Below are 19,010 nucleotides of genomic sequence, written 5' to 3'. Positions count from 1 at the left end.
CTTTAAAACAGATTAAGTTATGAGTGAAGAAAAATTCCGTGTAGAGTCTGACCTCTTGGGAGAACTGAAAGTGCCTGCTGAAGCTTACTACGGTGTACAGACGCAGCGGGCCATCAACAACTATCACATCTCGCGCAAGAAGATGCGCGACTATCCCGACTATATCATCGCGATAGCCTATGTGAAGTTGGCAGCCATTCAGACCAACCACGCTCTGGGCGTTATCAACGACGAGATTTCAGCTGCCATCGAGCAGGCTTGCCGGGAACTTATCGAGGGAAAGATGCACGAAGACTTCCCCATCGACATGATGCAGGGCGGTGCGGGCACCTCGGTCAACATGAATGCCAATGAGGTAATCGCCAACCGGGCTCTTGAAATCATGGGGCACAAGCGCGGGGAGTTCATGTATTGCTCGCCTAACGACCACTGCAACTGCGGCCAGTCGACCAACGATGTCTACCCGACGACTATCCGCCTGGCGCTGGTTCGCATGAACAAGACCCTTGTGGCCAGCCTCACCGGCCTCATCAGTGCCTTCCGCTACAAGGCAGAGGATTATAAGAAGGACATCAAGATGGGGCGCACGCAGCTTCAGGACGCTGTCCCCATGACCTTCGGACAGGAGTTCAACGCCTATGCTGACAACCTCGAGGAGGAAATCCTGAACCTCGACCGCAATGTGCAGCTGCTTCACGAGATCAATATGGGTGGCACGGCCATCGGCACCGGACTGAATGCCGTGCCCGGTTTCGCGAAACTCTGCGCGGCCAACCTGAGCAAGCTCACCGGTGAGAACTTTATCTCCTCGCCCGACCTTGTCGAGGCAACCCCCGACACGGGCGCCTATGTCAGCTATTCGGGTGCGCTGAAGCGCTTGGCGGTCAAGCTGTCGAAGATTTGCAGCGATCTCCGCTTGATGGCTTCCGGTCCGCGATGCGGACTGCATGAGATCAACCTGCCCGCCATGGCTCCGGGTTCGAGCATCATGCCGGGAAAGGTGAATCCGGTCATTCCCGAGGTGGTAAACCAGACCTGCTTTAAGGTTATCGGTAACGATACCACCGTCTGCTTTGCCGCAGAGGCCGGCCAGCTGGAGCTGAATGTGATGGAGCCTGTCATCACCGAGTGTCTCTTCGAGAGCCTCTTGTGGCTGCACAACGCCCTCGACACGCTCACGGAGAAGTGCATCCTCGGTATTACGGTCAATCAGGAGCACTGCAAGGAGATGGTGAAGAACAGCATCGGTATCGTTACGGCGCTCAATCCCATCATCGGCTACAAGAACAGCACGAAGGTGGCCAAGGAGGCACTGGAGACCAACCGTTCGGTCTATGACATCGTGCTTGAGAAAGGCTTGATGACGCAGGAGGAGCTGGACAAGGCTCTTGATCCGGACAACATGCTTCAGTCACACAGCTTCAGGCTGAAGGATGATATCGCGAAGGTGCAGAAATAAAAGTCTGCTGACGGCGAACTGACTTGCGATTTCGGCGATTTCGTCTGACGAAATCGCCGATTTTGTGGTTCTATCTCGCCGATTTTGTCAGGCCCAAGGCAGCTGCGGGTCGGCTCCGGGGCAAAATGAGAAAGAGGAGAGGGTGCCAAACGGTCCTCTCCTCTTTCCTTGAACCAGGGTCTGGCTGTGAGCCTGGATCCAGTTATTTGCAGTAGAGTGCTACGATGGTTTCATAGAGCTCTTGCTTTCCCGAGGTCTGTGCGGGCTCGCCGTGAGCCTTTGCATAGTCGACGATATCTTCAAGCGAGAGCTTTCCTTCTTCAAACTCCTTGCCCTTGCCGCTGTCGAAGCTGGCATAGCGTGCCTTCTTCATGGCGGGCAGCTGGCTCTCCTCGAGGATGGCGGCCGCGTTTTCCAGGGCGCGTGCCATTGCGTCCATACCGCTGATATGCGCGATGAAGATATCCTCCGGGTCGGTGGAGTTGCGACGGAGCTTGGCATCAAAGTTAGAGCCTCCATTGCCCAGTCCGCCATTGCGGATGATTTCCATCATGGCCTGCGTGAGCTCGAAGTTGTCAATCGGGAACTGATCGGTGTCCCAACCGTTCTGGGCGTCGCCGCGGTTGGCGTCGATGGAGCCGAGCATTCCATTGTCCACGGCCACCGCGAGTTCGTGCTCGAAGGTGTGGCCTGCCAGTGTGGCGTGATTCACCTCGATGTTAATCTTGAAGTCCTTGTCCAGTCCGTGTGCACGGAGGAATCCCAATACGGTCTCTACATCCACATCATACTGGTGCTTCGTGGGCTCCATCGGTTTGGGTTCGATTAGGAATGTTCCCGTGAAACCCTTGCCGCGGGCATAGTCGCGCGCGGCTCCCAGCATTGTGGCCATGTGCTCCTTCTCGCGCTTCTGGTCGGTGTTCAGAAGGCTCATATACCCCTCTCTTCCGCCCCAGAATACATAGTTGGTGCCTCCGAGCTTGATGGTTGCGTCGATGGCGTTCTTGATCTGGACGCAGGCTCGTGCCACGACATTGAAGTCGGGATTGGTGCTGGCTCCGTTCATATAACGCTGATGCCCGAATACATTTGCCGTTCCCCAGAGCAGTTTCTTGCTCGGGTCGGCTGTCATCTTTGCTTTCAGATAGTCGGTAATGGCCGCCATGCGCGCTTCGTATTCCTCAATGTCCTTGCCCTCTTCGATGAGGTCTACATCGTGGAAGCAGAAATATTCGATTCCGAGCTTGGTCATGATTTCAAAACCGGCATCGACCTTGTCCTTGGCGCGCTGTATGGGGCCGGCAGCCTTGTCCCATTCATAGGCGCGGGTCTGGCCTCCAAACTGGTCGCCGGAAGCCTGGCCGAGGGTGTGCCACCAAGCCATGGCGAACTTCAGCCAGTCTTTCATCTTTTTGCCTAAAACTACTTTCTCCGCATCGTAATAGTGAAATGCGAGAGGATTCTTTGACTCGGTTCCTTCGAAAGGAATCTTGCCGATCTGTGGAAAATACTCTTTTGCCATAATCATTAAAATATTCGTTCTAAAGTTTTGCCTAATCCTGTTTGGTAAAAGAGAGGCGAGAACTTCTGGGTTCATGTTTGCTGTCTTTTTATTTTCTTGCCTTAGCCTATGACCTTCTTCAAGGTTTCCTTCCATTCCGCATAGGCGTTGAGATACTCGCTCTGGCGTGCATGGTCAGGTTCTATGATCTCAAGTCTCTTCAGGGTGGCGAAGGCCTCGTCGTGGTCTTTATAGATTCCGGCTCCCATTCCGGCTCCCTTGGCCGCTCCCTGGCTTCCGTCGGTCTCGTAGAGTTCGATGGTGGCGCCGCTGGTGGAGGCCAGTGTGTCGCGGAAGAGCTTGCTGAGGAACATGTTTGCCTTTCCGGCGTGTATTCTCCGGATGCTCATTCCCATGTGCCTCATGATTTCCATGCCGTAACAGAAACTGAACACGATGCCTTCCTGAGCGCTCCGTGCAATATGCGCACGGGTGGTGTTGTTGAAGTCGATGCCGTGAATGGAGCATCCCACCTCGCGGTTTTCCAACACGCGTTCCGCCCCGTTGCCGAACGGGATGACCTTCAAGCCTTCAGAGCCGATGGCAACGCTTGCGGCAAGGTCGTTCATCTCACCATAGGAGATGCCTTCCGGAGCAATATTGCGGCGGACCCAGGCATTGAGGATTCCCGTTCCGTTGATGCAGAGCAGGACGCCCAAACGGGTGAGGTTGTCGGTGTAATTGACATGCGCAAAGGTGTTCACTCTGCTTTTCTTGTCGTAGTTGATCTCTCCGAGGACTCCATAGACGACGCCTGATGTGCCGGCAGTGGAGGCTATTTCACCAGGGTTGAACACATTCAGAGACAAGGCATTGTTGGGCTGATCGCCGGCGCGATAGCTGATGGGAGTGCCTTCCTTCAGTCCTGTTTCCTGTGCTGCGGCCTTTGAAACCTCTCCCTGAATGCTGAATGTAGGCACGATGTCGGCTATTATGTCTTGCCGGAAGCCATAATGTTTCATTAGGAAATCAGCGACCTGTCTTTGTTTGAAATCCCAGAAAACGCCCTCGGAAAGTCCGGAGATAGTAGTATTAATCTCTCCGCTCAGCTTCATGGCGATATAGTCGCCGGGAAGCATTACCTTATGGATGCGGTCATAAAGCTGAGGCTCCTGCGTCTTCACCCATGCCAGCTTGGCGGCTGTGAAGTTTCCCGGAGAGTTCAGCAAGTGTCCGAGACACAGCTCCGCCCCGATGCTTTCAAAGGCTTCCTCGCCATAGGGAACGGCACGCGAGTCGCACCAGATGATGGCATCGCGTAATGGTCGGCATTCCTTGTCGACGCAAACGAGGCCGTGCATCTGATAAGAAATGCCAATAGCCTTGATGTCCTCGCCCTCCACGGTGCTGTCGGCCATAATCTTGGCAAGGCTCTGCTTGGCATATATCCACCAGGACTCAGGGTTCTGTTCTGCCCACCCTGCCTTCACGGCCTTGATGGGAGCCTCATGTTCGGGGAAGAAAGCCGTTGCCACACAGGCCCCGGTCTCTACATTTACGAGCGAAGCCTTGACAGAACTGCTGCCAACATCAAAGCCCAATAAGTATTGTCTGCCCATAGAAAGAATATCGTTAGGTTTAAAATTCTCCATTGCAAAGATATAAAATATCCAGAAAAAACCATCATTTTCAAATATATTATTTCGATAATTCCGAATTAATAATTAAATTTGCAGTTCGAAATAATTAGTTATAACAAATGAGAAACAAGAAACCTTTACTACTGTGTATTGCCGCAGTAGCTTTCTGTCTGAATCTGCAAGCATTCAATTTGCCGTCTCTTACCTTTCAGGAGAAAACTTCTGTAGCTGTAAAAGACAGCCTTAAACTTGACAAGAAGTCGTCTTCCAAAGACAAGAAAGCTGATGCCGAGAAAAAACCGGAAAAGAAGAACGAGTATGAAGAACTGATGAAGAAGAAAGGTACCGTGCACAAGGGGCTTTTCACGGTTCGTCATATCGAAAATAAATGGTACTTTGAGGTGCCGGATTCATTGCTTGGACGATACCTGCTTTGCGTTACCCGCTATACCTCCGTGCCACAGGGCTTCGGCAAGTTCTCTGGAGAAGAGGTTAACGAGGCCACCGTATATTTCGAGAAGCGCGACTACAAGACTATGCTCCTGCGCGCTTATGTACTCTCGCAAATTGCCGATGAAAAGGATAATATATCCAAAACCTTGCAAGCCTCGACGACTGATCCCATCGTGGGGGCGTTCAAAATTATCGGCAAGAACAAGGACGAGCACTTGAACCTGATAGAGGTTACCGACCTTTTCTTGAAAGATAACAAGCTGATGACTTCTATCTCGGGGGGCAGACCCGGGGCTCCTAAGCTCGGAGCTCTCTCTGCAGATCGCACCTTTATCGACACCGTGAAGGTGTTTCCAATAAATATAGAAGTAGGTACTACCCGCACCTATGCCCTTACGGGCGGGCGATTGGCGGCCGCTTCTACGGGGAGCGCCACACTTGGGATGAACACTTCTATCGTGATGCTTCCCGAGCAGCCCATGCGCAAACGCCTTTGGGATAAGCGAGTAGGTTATTTTGTGAACAACTTTACCGTCTTTAGCGACGAACAACACAAGACCGACCGCGAGTCGTTCATAGCCCGCTATCGTCTCGAACCGAAGGATAAGCAAGCCTACTTGAAAGGAAAACTGGTAGAACCAATAAAGCCGATTGTCTATTATATCGATCCTGCGACTCCCAAGAAGTGGGTTCCTTTTCTGATAAAGGGTATCGAGGATTGGAATGTTGCTTTCGAAGCTGCTGGCTTCAAGAATGCTATTCAGGCAAAGGAATGGCCGAACGACCCGAATATGAGCGTCGATGATGCTCGTTATTGTGTGCTCCGCTATCTTCCTTCAGAAATCGAGAATGCCTATGGCCCCCATGTTTCCGACCCTCGAAGCGGTGAAATCATCGAGAGTCATATCTGTTGGTATCATAATGTAATGAACCTTCTTACCAAATGGTATATGATCCAGTGTGGGCCGCTCGACAAGCGTGCCCAGACCATGAAGTTTGATGACAATCTGATGGGTGAGCTTATTCGCTTCGTAAGTTCCCACGAGGTGGGCCATACCCTCGGACTTCGTCATAACATGGGGGCAAGCTATGCTACTCCCGTTGAGAAACTCCGAGACAAGGCTTGGGTAGAATCCCATGGCCACACTGTAAGTATTATGGACTATGCACGCTTTAACTATGTCGCACAGCCGGAAGACAATATCTCCGAGAAGGGACTCTTCCCACGCATTGGCGACTATGATAAGTGGGCCATCAAGTGGGGTTATCAGTGGCGGCCGGAGTTCAAGGATGAGTTTGAAGAGAAGAAAGCCTTGATGACGGAGACGACGAATATGCTCAAGCAGCATCCTGAACTCTGGTTCTCGGGTGAAGGTCGGGATGAGGATCCACGGTCTCAGACAGAGAGTGTGGGCGACGATAACATGAAAGCCAGCACTTATGGTATAAAAAATCTGAAGCGTGTAATCGCGGGATTGCCGACATGGACGAAGCAAGACAACTATCAATACGACGACCTTACGGAGATGTATGCTGCCGTTCGCGACCAGTTCAACCGTTATACTCGTCATGTACAGAAGAACATAGGAGGCCACTATCTGAGCAATCTTCCCGGTAAGAAGCCCGTAGAAGTGGCTCCTGCGTCGAAACAGCTCTCTGCGGTCAGCTGGATTGGTACAAATGTCCTTGAGACCCCAATGTGGCTTTATCCGAAGAAAATAACAGACTTAATAGGCATGGATGCCCAGAAGGATATAGAGAGCAGACAGAGCACGGCGCTTTCCGCTTTGCTCAGCGTGTCGGTTCTCAATAAGATTTATAACGATTCATTTACCGAAGGTGCTGATATTCTGAAGCTTGACACCTATCTGAATACCGTGTTCAAGTATGTGTGGAAACCCCTGAACAACAAGAGTGAGCTGCAGAACAAGATACGCCGTACGCAGGAGCGTAATTATCTGAGTTGTATCAATTCCATCCTGAATCCGGAAAAGAAGGATGAGGCGAAAAATGTGGCCACTCCCCTTGTGCGACTTCTCAAGGTCGGCAGTTCCTCGAATGCTATCAGTTCTGATGCTACCCTCTATGTGCTTCAGCACCTGAACAAGGTGGAGAGCTACTGCAAGAGCCGGTCTGCGTCTGCTATGGGCATCAACAAGCTGCACTATGACGAACTGCTCCAGCAGATCAAGCTGATTAAGGAGCGCCGTACTACCGTTAAGTAAAGATATTCGGAAATGGTACTGAACTATATTTGGATAGCGTTCTTTGCCGTTGCTTTCGTGGTGGCTCTCGTCAGGCTTCTCTTCTTGGGCGACCTGGAAGTGTTCCCGGCGATGATGAACAGCACCTTCGATTCTTCGAAGACGGCATTTGAAATCTCCCTCGGACTGACGGGAGTGCTGTCCTTATGGTTAGGTATCATGAAGATAGGGGAGCGTGGAGGATTGGTGAATGCCTTGGCACGCTTCCTTTCCCCGGTCTTTGTCAGGCTCTTTCCCGATATTCCGAAAAACCATCCGGCAATGGGCAGCATCTTCATGAATATCGCTGCTAACATGCTCGGGCTTGACAATGCGGCAACACCCTTGGGCCTGAAGGCCATGGAACAAATGCAAGAATTGAATCCCAAGAAGGACACGGCGACCAATCCTATGATCATGTTTCTCGTCCTGAACACCAGCGGCCTTACCCTGATACCGGTTTCCATCATGACCTATCGGGCTCAGATGGGGGCTTCCCAGCCCACGGATGTATTCATCCCCATCCTCCTTGCCACTTTTTTTGCCACTTTGGCGGGCATCGTGATCACTTCCTTATATCAGCGCATTAATCTCTTGAATCGCACCCTTCTGCTCACGCTGGGCGGGGCTTGCGTCGCTGTGGCAGGCATCATCTGGGGATTCTCGCAGTTGGACGGAGCAACGATGAATGCGGTGAGTACGAGTGTTGCCACCATTCTTCTGATGGCAATCATTACGGGATTTATCCTTATGGGCCTCTTCAAGCGCGTCAATGTCTATGATGCCTTCATCGAGGGAGCGAAAGAAGGATTTCAGACGGCCGTGCGCATCATTCCTTATTTGGTCGCCATCCTCGTGGGTATAGGCGTGTTCCGGGCTTCGGGGGCCATGGACATGCTCATCGGAGGCATCAAGTGGTGCATAGAGACCTGTGGTTTCGATACGGGTTTTGTAGACGCCCTTCCCACGGCTCTCATGAAACCATTGTCGGGTAGCGGCGCACGCGGACTTATGGTTGATACGATGAAGACCTTTGGAGCCGACTCCTTTGCCGGCCGCCTTTCCTGTCTGTTCCAAGGTTCCACGGATACCACCTTCTATATATTGGCCGTCTATTTCGGCAGCGTGAGTGTCAAGTACACCCGGCATGCCGTTGCCTGTGGACTTCTTGCCGATCTGGCGGGAGTGATTGCGGCAATCTCAATATGTTATTTGTTCTTTTAGGAAAATGGCAAACTTAAAATCATTGGCAAAGGATACCGTCATCTATGGTCTAAGCAGCATTGTTGGACGGTTTCTGAATTATCTTCTGGTGCCGCTCTACACGATAAAGATTTCGGCTGCGTCGGGAGGCTATGGCGTCGTTACGAATGTATATGCCTACACGGCACTGCTGCTCGTCTTGCTGACCTTCGGTATGGAGACCACATTTTTTCGTTTTGCCAACAAGCGGGAGGAGAATGCTAATAAGGTATACGGTACCACTTTGTGGGCGGTAGGCCTGTTGTCGCTGGCTTTTGTGCTGCTGGTCATTGCCTTTCTGCGGCCCATCGCCTCTTTCGAAGGCTATGCGGAGCATCCCGAGTATATAGGAATCATGGCCGTTACTGTGGGTGTCGATGCCTTCTTGTGTATTCCCTTCGACTATCTCCGCTACCAGAACAAAGCCTTGAAGTTCGCGGGCATCAAACTGCTGAACATCGCCATGCTGATCGGGCTGAACCTGTTTTATTTCCTCATAGTGGGAGTTACCGATGTGGTCTACATCTTTTATATCAACCTCTTCTGCTCTTCCGTCCAGGTGCTTTTCCTTCTGAAGGAGATGAAAGGTTTTTCCTATGGTTTCGATGTGAATCTTCTGAAACGCATGCTGGCCTATGCCTGGCCGATTCTCATCCTGGGCATTGCCGGCATCCTGAACCAGACGGCCGACAAGATACTTTTCCCGTTTATCTACAAGGCCAGTGATGTGCACAGTCAGCTGGGTATCTATGGAGCCTGTTCGAAGATTGCCATGATCATGGCGATGATCACCCAGGCCTTCCGCTTTGCCTACGAGCCTTTCGTTTTCGGGCAGGCCAAGAGCAAGGACGACCGTGCGACCTACGCAAAGGCCATGAAATATTTCCTGATTTTCACGCTGCTGGCGTTCCTTGTGGTAATAGGGTATATGGACATTCTCCGCCACATCATCGGGAAAGATTACTGGGAAGGCCTGAAGGTCGTGCCGATTGTCATGGCGGCGGAAATCATGATGGGAGTCTATTTCAACCTCTCGTTCTGGTATAAGCTCATCGACAAGACCATCTGGGGGGCCATGTTCTCGGGCATAGGATGTGCCGTGCTCATTGTCATCAATGTCGTCTTCGTGCCGAAATATGGTTATATGGCGTGTGCATGGGGAGGTTTTGCCGGATACGGAACGGCCATGATTTTGTCTTATTTCGTCGGACAGAAATATTATCCCATCAGCTATCCGTTGAAGGAGATGGCCCTCTATGTGGTGCTGGCCGCATTGCTGTTCGTTGCAATGACGGCCTCCAATCGCAACTTGCCGACTCTGCCGGCTGTGGCAGTGAACACCTTGCTGGGCATTCTTTTCATTGCCTACATCGTGAAGAAAGACTTCCCATTGTCGGGACTGCCTATCATTGGAAAACATTTTAGAAAATAATCAGATATGAAGAAATCAATAATCATTCTGACGGGACTGCTCGCCATGAACATGGCAAGGGCCGACGAGGGAATGTGGACGCTCTACAACCTTCCGCAACCCGTTTATCAGACCATGCGGGCCGAGGGATTCCAGCTGCCTTACTCCGCTCTCTACTCGGGAGAGAACGCCATCAAGAATGTCGTGGTCAACTTCTCGGGCTATTGCTCGGGCGTAGTCGTCAGTCTCAACGGCCTTGTCTTCACCAATCACCACTGCGGCTTTGAGGCCATCCGCTCGCATTCTACCGTAGAGCACGACTATATGTTGAACGGGTTCTATGCCAAATCGTATGAGGAGGAGCTGCCCAATGAGAACATGTTTGTATCTTTCATGGTGAGCCAGAAAGATATCACCGACGAGATGCTTGCCCGAGGATTCTATTATAAGACGCCCGAAGAGCAGGAGATGCTCATCGACTCGCTCACCAACGCCTATACCCAGGAGGCCAGGAAGCAGGATTCCACCCTGCATGTAGATATCGATCCCTTCTATGAGGGCAACAAGTTCTACGCCACCACCTATCAGGACTTCACCGATCTGCGGCTGGTCTTCACCGTGCCGAAGTCGATGGGCAAGTACGGCGGTGAGACCGACAACTGGATGTGGCCGCGCCAGACCTGCGATTTCAGCGTCTTCCGTATCTATGCAGACCCTAAGACCAATGGTCCGGCCAAGTACAGCAAGGGCAATGTGCCCTATCACCCGAAGAGTTGGGCGCCGGTTTCACTCCAAGGATACAAAGAGGGCGACTTCGCGATGACGGTGGGTTATCCGGGATCTACCTCCCGTTATCTCTCCTCTTATGGTATCCGTGAGCGTCGCGACGCGATGAACGCCCCCCGTGCGCAGGTTCGCGGCGTGAAGCAGGAGGTGATGCTGAAGCACATGCGGGCAGATGAAGCTGTCAGAATCAAGTATGACTCCAGGTATGCGCAGAGCTCCAACTACTGGAAAAACTCCATCGGCATGAACAAGTGCATCGACTCGATTGGCCTGATCGACCAAAAGTGTCAGTTTGAGGAGCAGATTGCCCACTGGCAGGACAGCACCGGATATCTGCGAGGAAAGCTTGATTTCCAGAAGATGAAGAAGCTCTACGACAAGCGTTTCGAGGCGGGAAAGACCATGACCTATTTCTCGGAGACTTTCCGTGGGACATCGGAGTTCAGCAACCGGGCCATGCGTCTGAACTATATCGAGGTGCAGGGACCGAGGAATAAGCCCAAAAAGCAGTATGTAGAGTTTAAGGATAATAGCGAAACTTGGGATGCCGACCTCGATAAGGAGGTGTTTGCCACGCTCCTGAAGAACTATCGCGACAAGGTGAGTGGCAAGTATCTGCCGGCTTTCTACAAGACCATCGACACCCAATTCGGCGGCGACTACACCGCTTATGTCGACTTTCTCTATAAAAAGTCGTTCCTCATGAGGAGCGGCGAGAAAATCTATGTGAACAAGAAGAGTTACCAGAAGGATCCCGGATTGCAGTATGGGCTCGACTTGCTGGAAGTTCTCGCTGAGATAAGGGGCGACATGAGCTCCACCATCGACGAGATTGACGAGCAGGAACGCTATCTCTGCGATGCCAAGATTCGCATGGAGGAGGATAAGCCCCACTATTCCGACGCCAACTTCACCATGCGACTGAGCTATGGACAGGTGGGCGGCTTCGAGTTGGGCGGCAGGCCTTCGGGCTACTATACGACGGCCGAAAGCATCGTGGAGAAGATGAACCATGGCGACACCAACTTTGAATATCAGGCCGAGCCGGTGATGAAAGAGCTCATGTCGGCCAAAGACTTCGGCCGCTATCAGGACAAGACGAGCGGTAGGATGCAGCTCTGCTTCCTCACCAACAACGACATCACGGGCGGAAACAGCGGCTCCCCGATGTTCGACGGCAGGGGGCGGCTCATCGGACTGGCTTTCGACGGCAACTGGGACAGCCTTTCCAGCGACATCAACTTCGATGCCCGGCTGGCTCGCTGTATAGGAGTGGACATCCGTTATGTGCTCTACTTGATGGACAAGTGGGGCCATGCCGACCGCCTCTTGCGGGAAATCAATCCGCAATAGGTTGCCAAGGGCAAAGTGCCTGGCAATCTCCCAAAGGATTACACACTGCGTGTAACGACCTTACACATTGCTTGTAACCACATTACACACGGCGTGTAATCCGGCGATAAGCCGCAAGGGGGAGTCGCTTCTGTCGTGGGATGATTCTTAAAAAGCTGCAAATGAAGAGAAGAATGATTGTGTTTTTCCTGCTGATATGCCTGGTTCAGGTCGTATATGCACAAGAAACGGTATTCCGGAAGCAGGGATCTTTTCGGCAGGCGGACGAAGTGCCGATACCGGAAACGGCTCTGTTGGCACCCTCGTTGGAGATGAAACCGTGGATGAGAGACCTGCGGGCTTCGTCGGAGATGAGGCACCTGATGATGGATACGACGCTCTATAGGAAGATCAGCCGGGGCAAAGAAGAGTGGGACGGGCTTCTCCTGTCGCCTTATCCCGCGCCCGGCCTGCCGCTTGGAAACCTTCCTCACCAGCATGACTTCTTATCATCCGGCACGATAGCGGAAAACAAAAACTTCTCGGTTTACGGACAGAGCTACCATCTGGAATATCCGAACCTACTCGTAGTGCAGTCGGCCTCGCTGGGTCTCGGCCGCGATTTCGGATCTCTGCATCTGCGAATAGACGCCACGGCTACTCGCTATTTCGCCCGTCGCATGGCTACCCAGTATGGGCTGCGGGGACAGTTGACCTATCGGTTTGCCGACCACTTGAGCGCTACGCTCTTCGGACAGTATTACAATCTGCAACCTTATTTCTCGCTGGCGGCCCTCCCGTTCGTATCCACTTCCCACTATGGGGGATACATGACATGGTCTGCGCGGGGATTCGCCATCGACATGGGAGCTCAGCGTTATTATGATTCTTTTGGGCGTAGGTGGATAATGGCACCCATCGTTACACCGAAATTCAATATCTCGAAAAAGGTAAGGGTCGAGCTTCCCTTGGGAGGACTCATCCGTACGGTCGTGGAAAAGGCCACTACGGGCAAGCATGGTCGCGGCCCCGTCATTCCGCCGCCCGGCCATTAGGCAATATCCTGCTTTTTCTTTGGCCATAGGCAAGGGAAAATCCCCATGCAAGTATCATAAGGACTTGCATGGGGATTTATGTTGAATGGCGGTCGCGGCGAGCTTCTCAGGAGGCGAGCCCGACCGCAACGGACTTATTTCTTCTTCTTCGGACGGCGCCGTGCCCAGCCCTCTTCGCTGAAGTCGGGCTCCTCGCCCTTGAATTTAAAGGGAGCTCCGTTCATCAAGTCGCGCCAGTCTTCTTTTGGGTTGGTGCGCTCGGAGCGCGCCTTACGGCTGTTCTCACGCTCCTTACGGCCACGGGAGGCGCCTTTGTCGTCGCGGCTCCCGCCTCTCGACGACCTGCCGTGTCCTGTGTCATCGGCATCGTTGCAGCGCACTTCACGGCTCTTGTAGAAGGCTCCGTTGAGGGCTTTCATCACCTTGCGGGCATCCCCCTTGGGAACTTCGATATAAGAGAATTTGCTCAGCAGGTCGATGTGCCCAACCTCTTGATGGCCGTGCATGTTCTTATTGAGGAACTGCATGACCTCTCCGGGATAGAATCCGTCGGCCTTTCCGAGATTGATGAAGAGACGCTGATAACCGGCTTCGGCCCTGCGTGGACCTCTGCCCTGGCTCTTACGCTCGCTGCGGCTGCTCTTCTTGTCGCCGCGGGAAGAAGTGGGCTTCACGATTTCAGGAGCGTTCTTATAGTAGTTGAGGAACCGCCCGAAGGTTACGGTTACCATCTTCTTGATGATGTCCTCCTTGTCTATGTACTCGAACTGGCGGTTGATTTCGTCCATATACGGAGCGATGAGTTCTTCATCGACATCTGTCTTCATGATGTCATCCATCACTTTGTAGAGCTGTTTCTTGCAGATCTCCTCAGGGGCAGGAAGGACTCCGTCTACGAAATCTTTGCCTATCTCCTTCTCGATGGCGCGAACCTTCGACTTCTCCCTCGTGTGGATGATGGAGATGGAGGTTCCCTTCTTCCCCGCACGCCCTGTTCGGCCGCTGCGGTGGGTATAGTTTTCGATATCGTCAGGCAGCCCGTAGTTGATGACATGCGTCAGGTCGTTCACATCCAGTCCGCGGGCAGCCACATCGGTGGCCACGAGCAATTGCACGGTGTGCTGGCGGAACTTCTGCATGGTGAGGTCGCGCTGCTGCTGGCTCAGGTCGCCGTGCAGGGCTTCGGCATTGTAGCCGTCCTTGATGAGCTTGTCGGCAATCTCCTGGGTCTCTATCTTTGTGCGGCAGAAGATGATGGCGAAGATGCGCGGATGGAAGTCCACGATGCGCTTCAAGGCAAGATATTTGTCCTTGGAGTGCACCATATAATAGATGTGGTTCACATTCTCGGCACCCTCGTTCCTTGAGCCGACCACGATTTCTTTATAGTCGTGGAGGTAAGACTTGGCGATTCTCTCGATGTCGCGGCTCATCGTAGCGGAAAAGAGCAGCGTGTTGCGGTCGTCCGGAACATTCTCCAGAATGGCGTTGATGCTCTCCTGGAAACCCATGTTCAGCATCTCGTCGGCCTCGTCGAGCACCACATTGTTCACATGGTCGAGCTTGGCCACGCCGCGCTTCATCAGGTCTATCAGTCGTCCGGGCGTCGCCACGATAATCTCCACGCCATGGCGAAGGGTGCGTATCTGGGTCTCGATGGAGGCTCCGCCATACACGGGAACGACATGCACGCCCTTCATGTATTTGGAAAAATCGGTCAGGTCGTCGGCAATCTGCAGGCATAGCTCGCGGGTAGGGCTGAGGATCAGGGCCTGGGTTTCCTTCTTCTCGGGATCAATCTTCTGCAAAAGAGGGATTCCAAAGGCGGCGGTCTTGCCTGTTCCGGTCTGTGCCAGAGCGATTACATCATTTCCATTACCAAGTAAATAGGGGATTACTTCTTCTTGAACGGGCATGGGATGTTCGAATCCCAGTTCCGTGATGGCGCGGCGAATATCTTCGTTAACGCCTAATTCTTCAAATGTCTTCAATATAGAATGTCTTATAAAACGGGTGCAAAGGTAATCATTATTCATGAGAAAAGTTGAATTTGTGCCATTATTTTAACATTTTATGGGTAAAATACTCAAAACAAGAGACTTACATGAAGTATAGTCATCTATGGAAAACCCTGTCTTCCGCTTTCGTTCCGAATGACGCCCGTCGATGCTTTCTGTCAACCGGATATCCCGGGAGTCTTATTGAATACAATAACAGCAGCAAGTGCTATTGCGTGGAAAGATTACAGGTTGCGCAATAAGTTGCGCACTTTTTAACTAATTTTCAAGGGAGTCAAATTGAAAAAAGATAAAATCCTAGTAAAAAAACAAAATTTTCTGTATATTTGCATGATGATGTTGAATAGGAAGGGGAGTGATTCGCGGAATGATGCCATGATAAATATACCCTGAATTCCTGTTAGGAAATACCATCAGGACAACAAAATAGAGTCTTAATATATATGGCAATAGGAGAACATAGAAGGAAAAGACAATCTATATAAAACCGAATCTATGGTAGTATGCTGCTATGGAGGTGATATCGTGAAATCAATATATAAGTTTAACCTAAAACAATAATTTATGGATGAGAAATTAAAGAATCGTTCATTCGGTTTGCCGGAGAGGAGACAGTGGAAAAACCTGTTCGCTGCCTCTTTGTTCCTGCTGGCTCCAATATGTATGTCGGCAGTGGAAAGCAATGCTAATGAAAAAACTGTTGCCATTCAGCAACAGGCGAAAAAGACAGTTACGGGTACGGTCCTCGACGAGACTGGTCAGCCCGTAATGGGAGCTACGGTGGTGGAGAAGGGAAATCCCTCGAACGGAACCATTACCGATGTTGACGGAATGTTCACATTGCAGATCAATCAGGGATCCAAGATCTCCGTGAGCTATGTGGGCTACAAGTCGCAGGATGTGGCTGTGGGAAGCGGCAAGGTCTCGGTCAGTCTTGTGGAAGACACGGAAGGGCTGGAAGAGGTAGTCGTAGTGGGATATGGTACTGCCAAAAGAAAGGATGTCTCCGGCGCCATCTCTAGTGTTCGCTTTGCCAATAGCACCATTGCCAACCTGCCTAACCCTAATGCCATGACTGCTCTGTCAAGTCAGGTGGCAGGTATAAGTTATCGTCCTACCAACAGTGCGGCAGGTGATAATATGTCGACGATGAATATCCGGGGTATGAACTCTATCCCTAACAGCAAGGTTTTAAAAGACCAAGGTGTTAACCAGCCATTGCTTGTTGTGGACGGGGTAATTTTCTCCGGATCCATCAACGAGATCAATACCAGTGATATCGAAACCATTGATGTGTTGAAAGATGCGTCCTCGGCAGCCATCTATGGTTCCCGTGCCGCCAATGGCGTGATTATCATCACGACCAAGCGTGGTGTTTCGGAGAAGCCAGCTGTACGCTTCAGCACTCAATGGAGCTTCTCGGATTGGGCAAATGCTCCCAAGATGGTGAATGACAAGGTAAAGCTCTTGCGCAATCGTTTCAACTTGGCGAAGGCGACAGGCAACCTGGCAGTGGCCAATCTGGACTTCGATCCGAGCAACAAGACGATACTTAGCACCTTGTTGACCGCTACAGAGCAGGAAGCTTGGAACGACGGTACATGGACCAACTGGATAGACGAGATGACGCGTACGGGCCTGGGGCAGAAATATGATATCAATGTGAGTGGCGGCTCCAAGTATGTGCATTATTATCTGTCAGCTGATTATACCCGCACAAAAGGTGTCCGGCGTGGCGATGACTATGAAAAGTTCAACATTCTTTCTAAGATAGATGTTACGCTCAACGCTTGGTTGCGCATGGGTTTGAAGGCCAATTACCTCAGTGCCCGACAGTGGGGCGTTCCTGCAAGTATGAATCTGGCTACATGGACATCACCTCTTTCCTATGTGCGCCTGCATCGTACAGATGCCAACGGCAATGTGATTCACGACCAATATGACAGTTGGTATAATCATGATCCGTCGGGAGCAGGCAACTCTTATGTCAGCCCTTACTGGGGTACTGATGTGAGCCATTCTTTCCTGTGGACGGATTTACAGCGTGATAATCAGAATGTGAATGGTGTTTTCTATACCCAAATAGACTTCCCGTTCCTTCCAGGCCTGTCTTATCGGTTTAATTTGAATGCACGCCGTAACTATAGTGGTTACGATTGGTTTGGACGGCCAGAGTATTTCGTGGATACCAACAGTACGAGCGCCATGGACAACCCGTCGCAATATAACAATAAAGCCCAGGGACACGATGAAACATCGCGCTCCTATACTTGGAATGTGGATAACATCCTGAGCTATTATCAGGACTTCGGAAAGCACCATGTGGATGCCACACTGGGTTATACTCGGGAGGCTTACAACAACGATGGACTGGAGATAGACTACAGCGACTTTTCGGGTTCTACCTCTCTGGGCTTCTATGGCGCAGATGGAGCCAACACACGCACCGTTAAACGCACCCGTAGCCGTTGGCAGTCGATAGCCTATCTGGCTCGCTTGAACTATAACTATGCAAGTACCTATTATCTCACCTTTAACTTCCGTCGAGACGGTTACTCTGCTTTCGGTCAGAACAATAAGTGGGGTAACTTCTACGGAGTGAGTGGTGCGTGGGTGCTCTCTAATGAAAGCTTCGTAAAGAATAATGTCAGCTGGCTTGACCATCTGAAGCTGCGCCTCTCCTGGGGCCAGAACGGCAGTCGATCGGTAAGTGCTTATCAGACCATTGCCGGTGTAGGTACTCGCTATACATGGTTGGGTAACGAGTCTCATCTGACTTACTATCCGACTTCGATTGGTAATCCTGACCTGCAGTGGGCGACCATTACCAAGTATAATCTGGGTATCGATTTCTCCGTACTGAAGAATCGTCTGAGCGGTACTATAGATCTCTACACGGGCCGCACCACCAACATGCTGTTGCCCCGTTCAGTGCCTTATCCTTCTGGCTTCAGCACAGCATGGACCAATCTCGGCAAGGTATCGAACAAGGGTGTAGAGATAACCTTGAATTCAGTCAACATCAATGGCGACGGCAATGATCATTTCCGTTGGGAGTCCCAGGTTGTATTCAATCTTGCCCGCAATAAGGTGATGACGCTCTATGGGAAAAACTATGCGGGCAAGGAGAACAGCAAGGATATAGCTAATTATACGGCTTATGGTCCGGAAAGCTACTATGCACTCGTGAAAGGTTCTCCTATCAGCGCTGCTTATGACTATAAGATGCTCGGCGTCTTCCAAAGCCAGGAGGAGATAGATAACTATGTAGATGACAAAGGCAACAAGATTCAACCAAGTGCTAAGCCTGGAGACCTGAAGTTTGAGGATACCAATCATGATGGTAAGATTACTGTCGACGACCAGCATGTGATAGGCGATTCCGACCCGTTGTTTACCTTGAATTTCGGTAATACGGTGTCTTACAAGAACTTCAGTTTGTACTTTAACTTCCGTTGGATGCCAAGTAGCGATACTCACTTCTTGGGCCTTAACCCGAACGCGTATGCTATCGGTGCGAGCGGAGCACAGCTTGATGATGTGAATCCTTGGACAGAGACCAACCACAGTAATGTATATCCACGCTACGCCTACGAAAACAATCTGCATTACCTTTACTGGCAGGGTCGTGGTTTCTTGAAGCTCAAAGACCTCGTGTTTTCTTATAACTTTGATAAAAAGCTCATCAGTAAGATCGGTATGCAAGGCTTGCGTGTTTATATAGCAGGTACTGACTTGTTCACCATTACTAAATGGAGAGGGCTTGATCCAGAGGATGGCGGTACAATTGCAGCCGGCGTGTCATCTGGCCGCTATGGTTCCATCGGAACTTACCGTACGATTACATTCGGTCTTAACTTTACATTCTAA

Annotated in this window: 10 protein-coding genes; 7 read left to right on the top strand and 3 right to left on the bottom strand. The window is 51.3% G+C overall.

What is annotated here, in order from left to right; genetic code table 11:
* Nucleotides 1–19 precede the first annotated feature (19 nt).
* Nucleotides 20–1,459, top strand: a complete 1,440-nt coding sequence (locus C7120_RS03190; RefSeq protein WP_107620320.1) for an aspartate ammonia-lyase — start codon at nt 20–22, stop codon at nt 1,457–1,459.
* A gap of 202 nt (nt 1,460–1,661) precedes the next feature.
* On the opposite strand, the gene xylA is transcribed toward C7120_RS03190, so the two are convergent.
* Nucleotides 1,662–2,984: a xylose isomerase gene (xylA, locus tag C7120_RS03185; protein WP_107621360.1), complete on the bottom strand. Its 1,323-nt coding sequence runs from the start codon at nt 2,982–2,984 to the stop codon at nt 1,662–1,664.
* 98 nt (nt 2,985–3,082) lie between these two features.
* Nucleotides 3,083–4,579, bottom strand: coding sequence for a xylulokinase (locus C7120_RS03180; RefSeq protein WP_107620319.1), 1,497 nt, complete (start codon nt 4,577–4,579; stop codon nt 3,083–3,085).
* Between the two features lie 140 nt (nt 4,580–4,719).
* On the opposite strand from C7120_RS03180, the gene C7120_RS03175 reads away from it, so the two are divergent.
* From C7120_RS03175 to C7120_RS03155, 5 genes are all read left to right on the top strand, one after another.
* Entirely contained in the window at nt 4,720–7,278 is a 2,559-nt protein-coding gene (locus C7120_RS03175; RefSeq protein ID WP_107620318.1) for a zinc-dependent metalloprotease, read from the top strand.
* A 12-nt stretch (nt 7,279–7,290) separates the two neighbouring features.
* A complete protein-coding gene (locus tag C7120_RS03170) occupies nt 7,291–8,520 on the top strand; it encodes a nucleoside recognition domain-containing protein (protein ID WP_107620317.1) in 1,230 nt (409 codons plus the stop codon).
* A 4-nt stretch (nt 8,521–8,524) separates the two neighbouring features.
* Nucleotides 8,525–9,970, top strand: a complete 1,446-nt coding sequence (locus C7120_RS03165) for a lipopolysaccharide biosynthesis protein (protein WP_107620316.1) — start codon at nt 8,525–8,527, stop codon at nt 9,968–9,970.
* 6 nt (nt 9,971–9,976) lie between these two features.
* Complete coding sequence (locus C7120_RS03160; RefSeq protein WP_107620315.1) at nt 9,977–12,088, top strand: S46 family peptidase; 2,112 nt, start codon at nt 9,977–9,979, stop codon at nt 12,086–12,088.
* A gap of 161 nt (nt 12,089–12,249) precedes the next feature.
* Complete coding sequence (locus tag C7120_RS03155) at nt 12,250–13,122, top strand: hypothetical protein (protein ID WP_146154190.1); 873 nt, start codon at nt 12,250–12,252, stop codon at nt 13,120–13,122.
* A gap of 134 nt (nt 13,123–13,256) precedes the next feature.
* Here the strand turns inward: C7120_RS03155 and C7120_RS03150 are convergent, their stop codons facing one another.
* Nucleotides 13,257–15,113: a DEAD/DEAH box helicase gene (locus tag C7120_RS03150; RefSeq protein ID WP_107620313.1), complete on the bottom strand. Its 1,857-nt coding sequence runs from the start codon at nt 15,111–15,113 to the stop codon at nt 13,257–13,259.
* A 591-nt stretch (nt 15,114–15,704) separates the two neighbouring features.
* On the opposite strand from C7120_RS03150, the gene C7120_RS03145 reads away from it, so the two are divergent.
* A complete protein-coding gene (locus C7120_RS03145) occupies nt 15,705–19,010 on the top strand; it encodes a TonB-dependent receptor (protein ID WP_233247005.1) in 3,306 nt (1,101 codons plus the stop codon).

This window comes from Prevotella sp. oral taxon 376, assembly GCF_003043945.1.
In the GTDB taxonomy this organism is placed as follows: Bacteria; Bacteroidota; Bacteroidia; order Bacteroidales; family Bacteroidaceae; genus Prevotella.
Note: the sequence above shows the minus strand (reverse complement) of the source record. Positions and strands in the feature narration are given on the sequence as shown.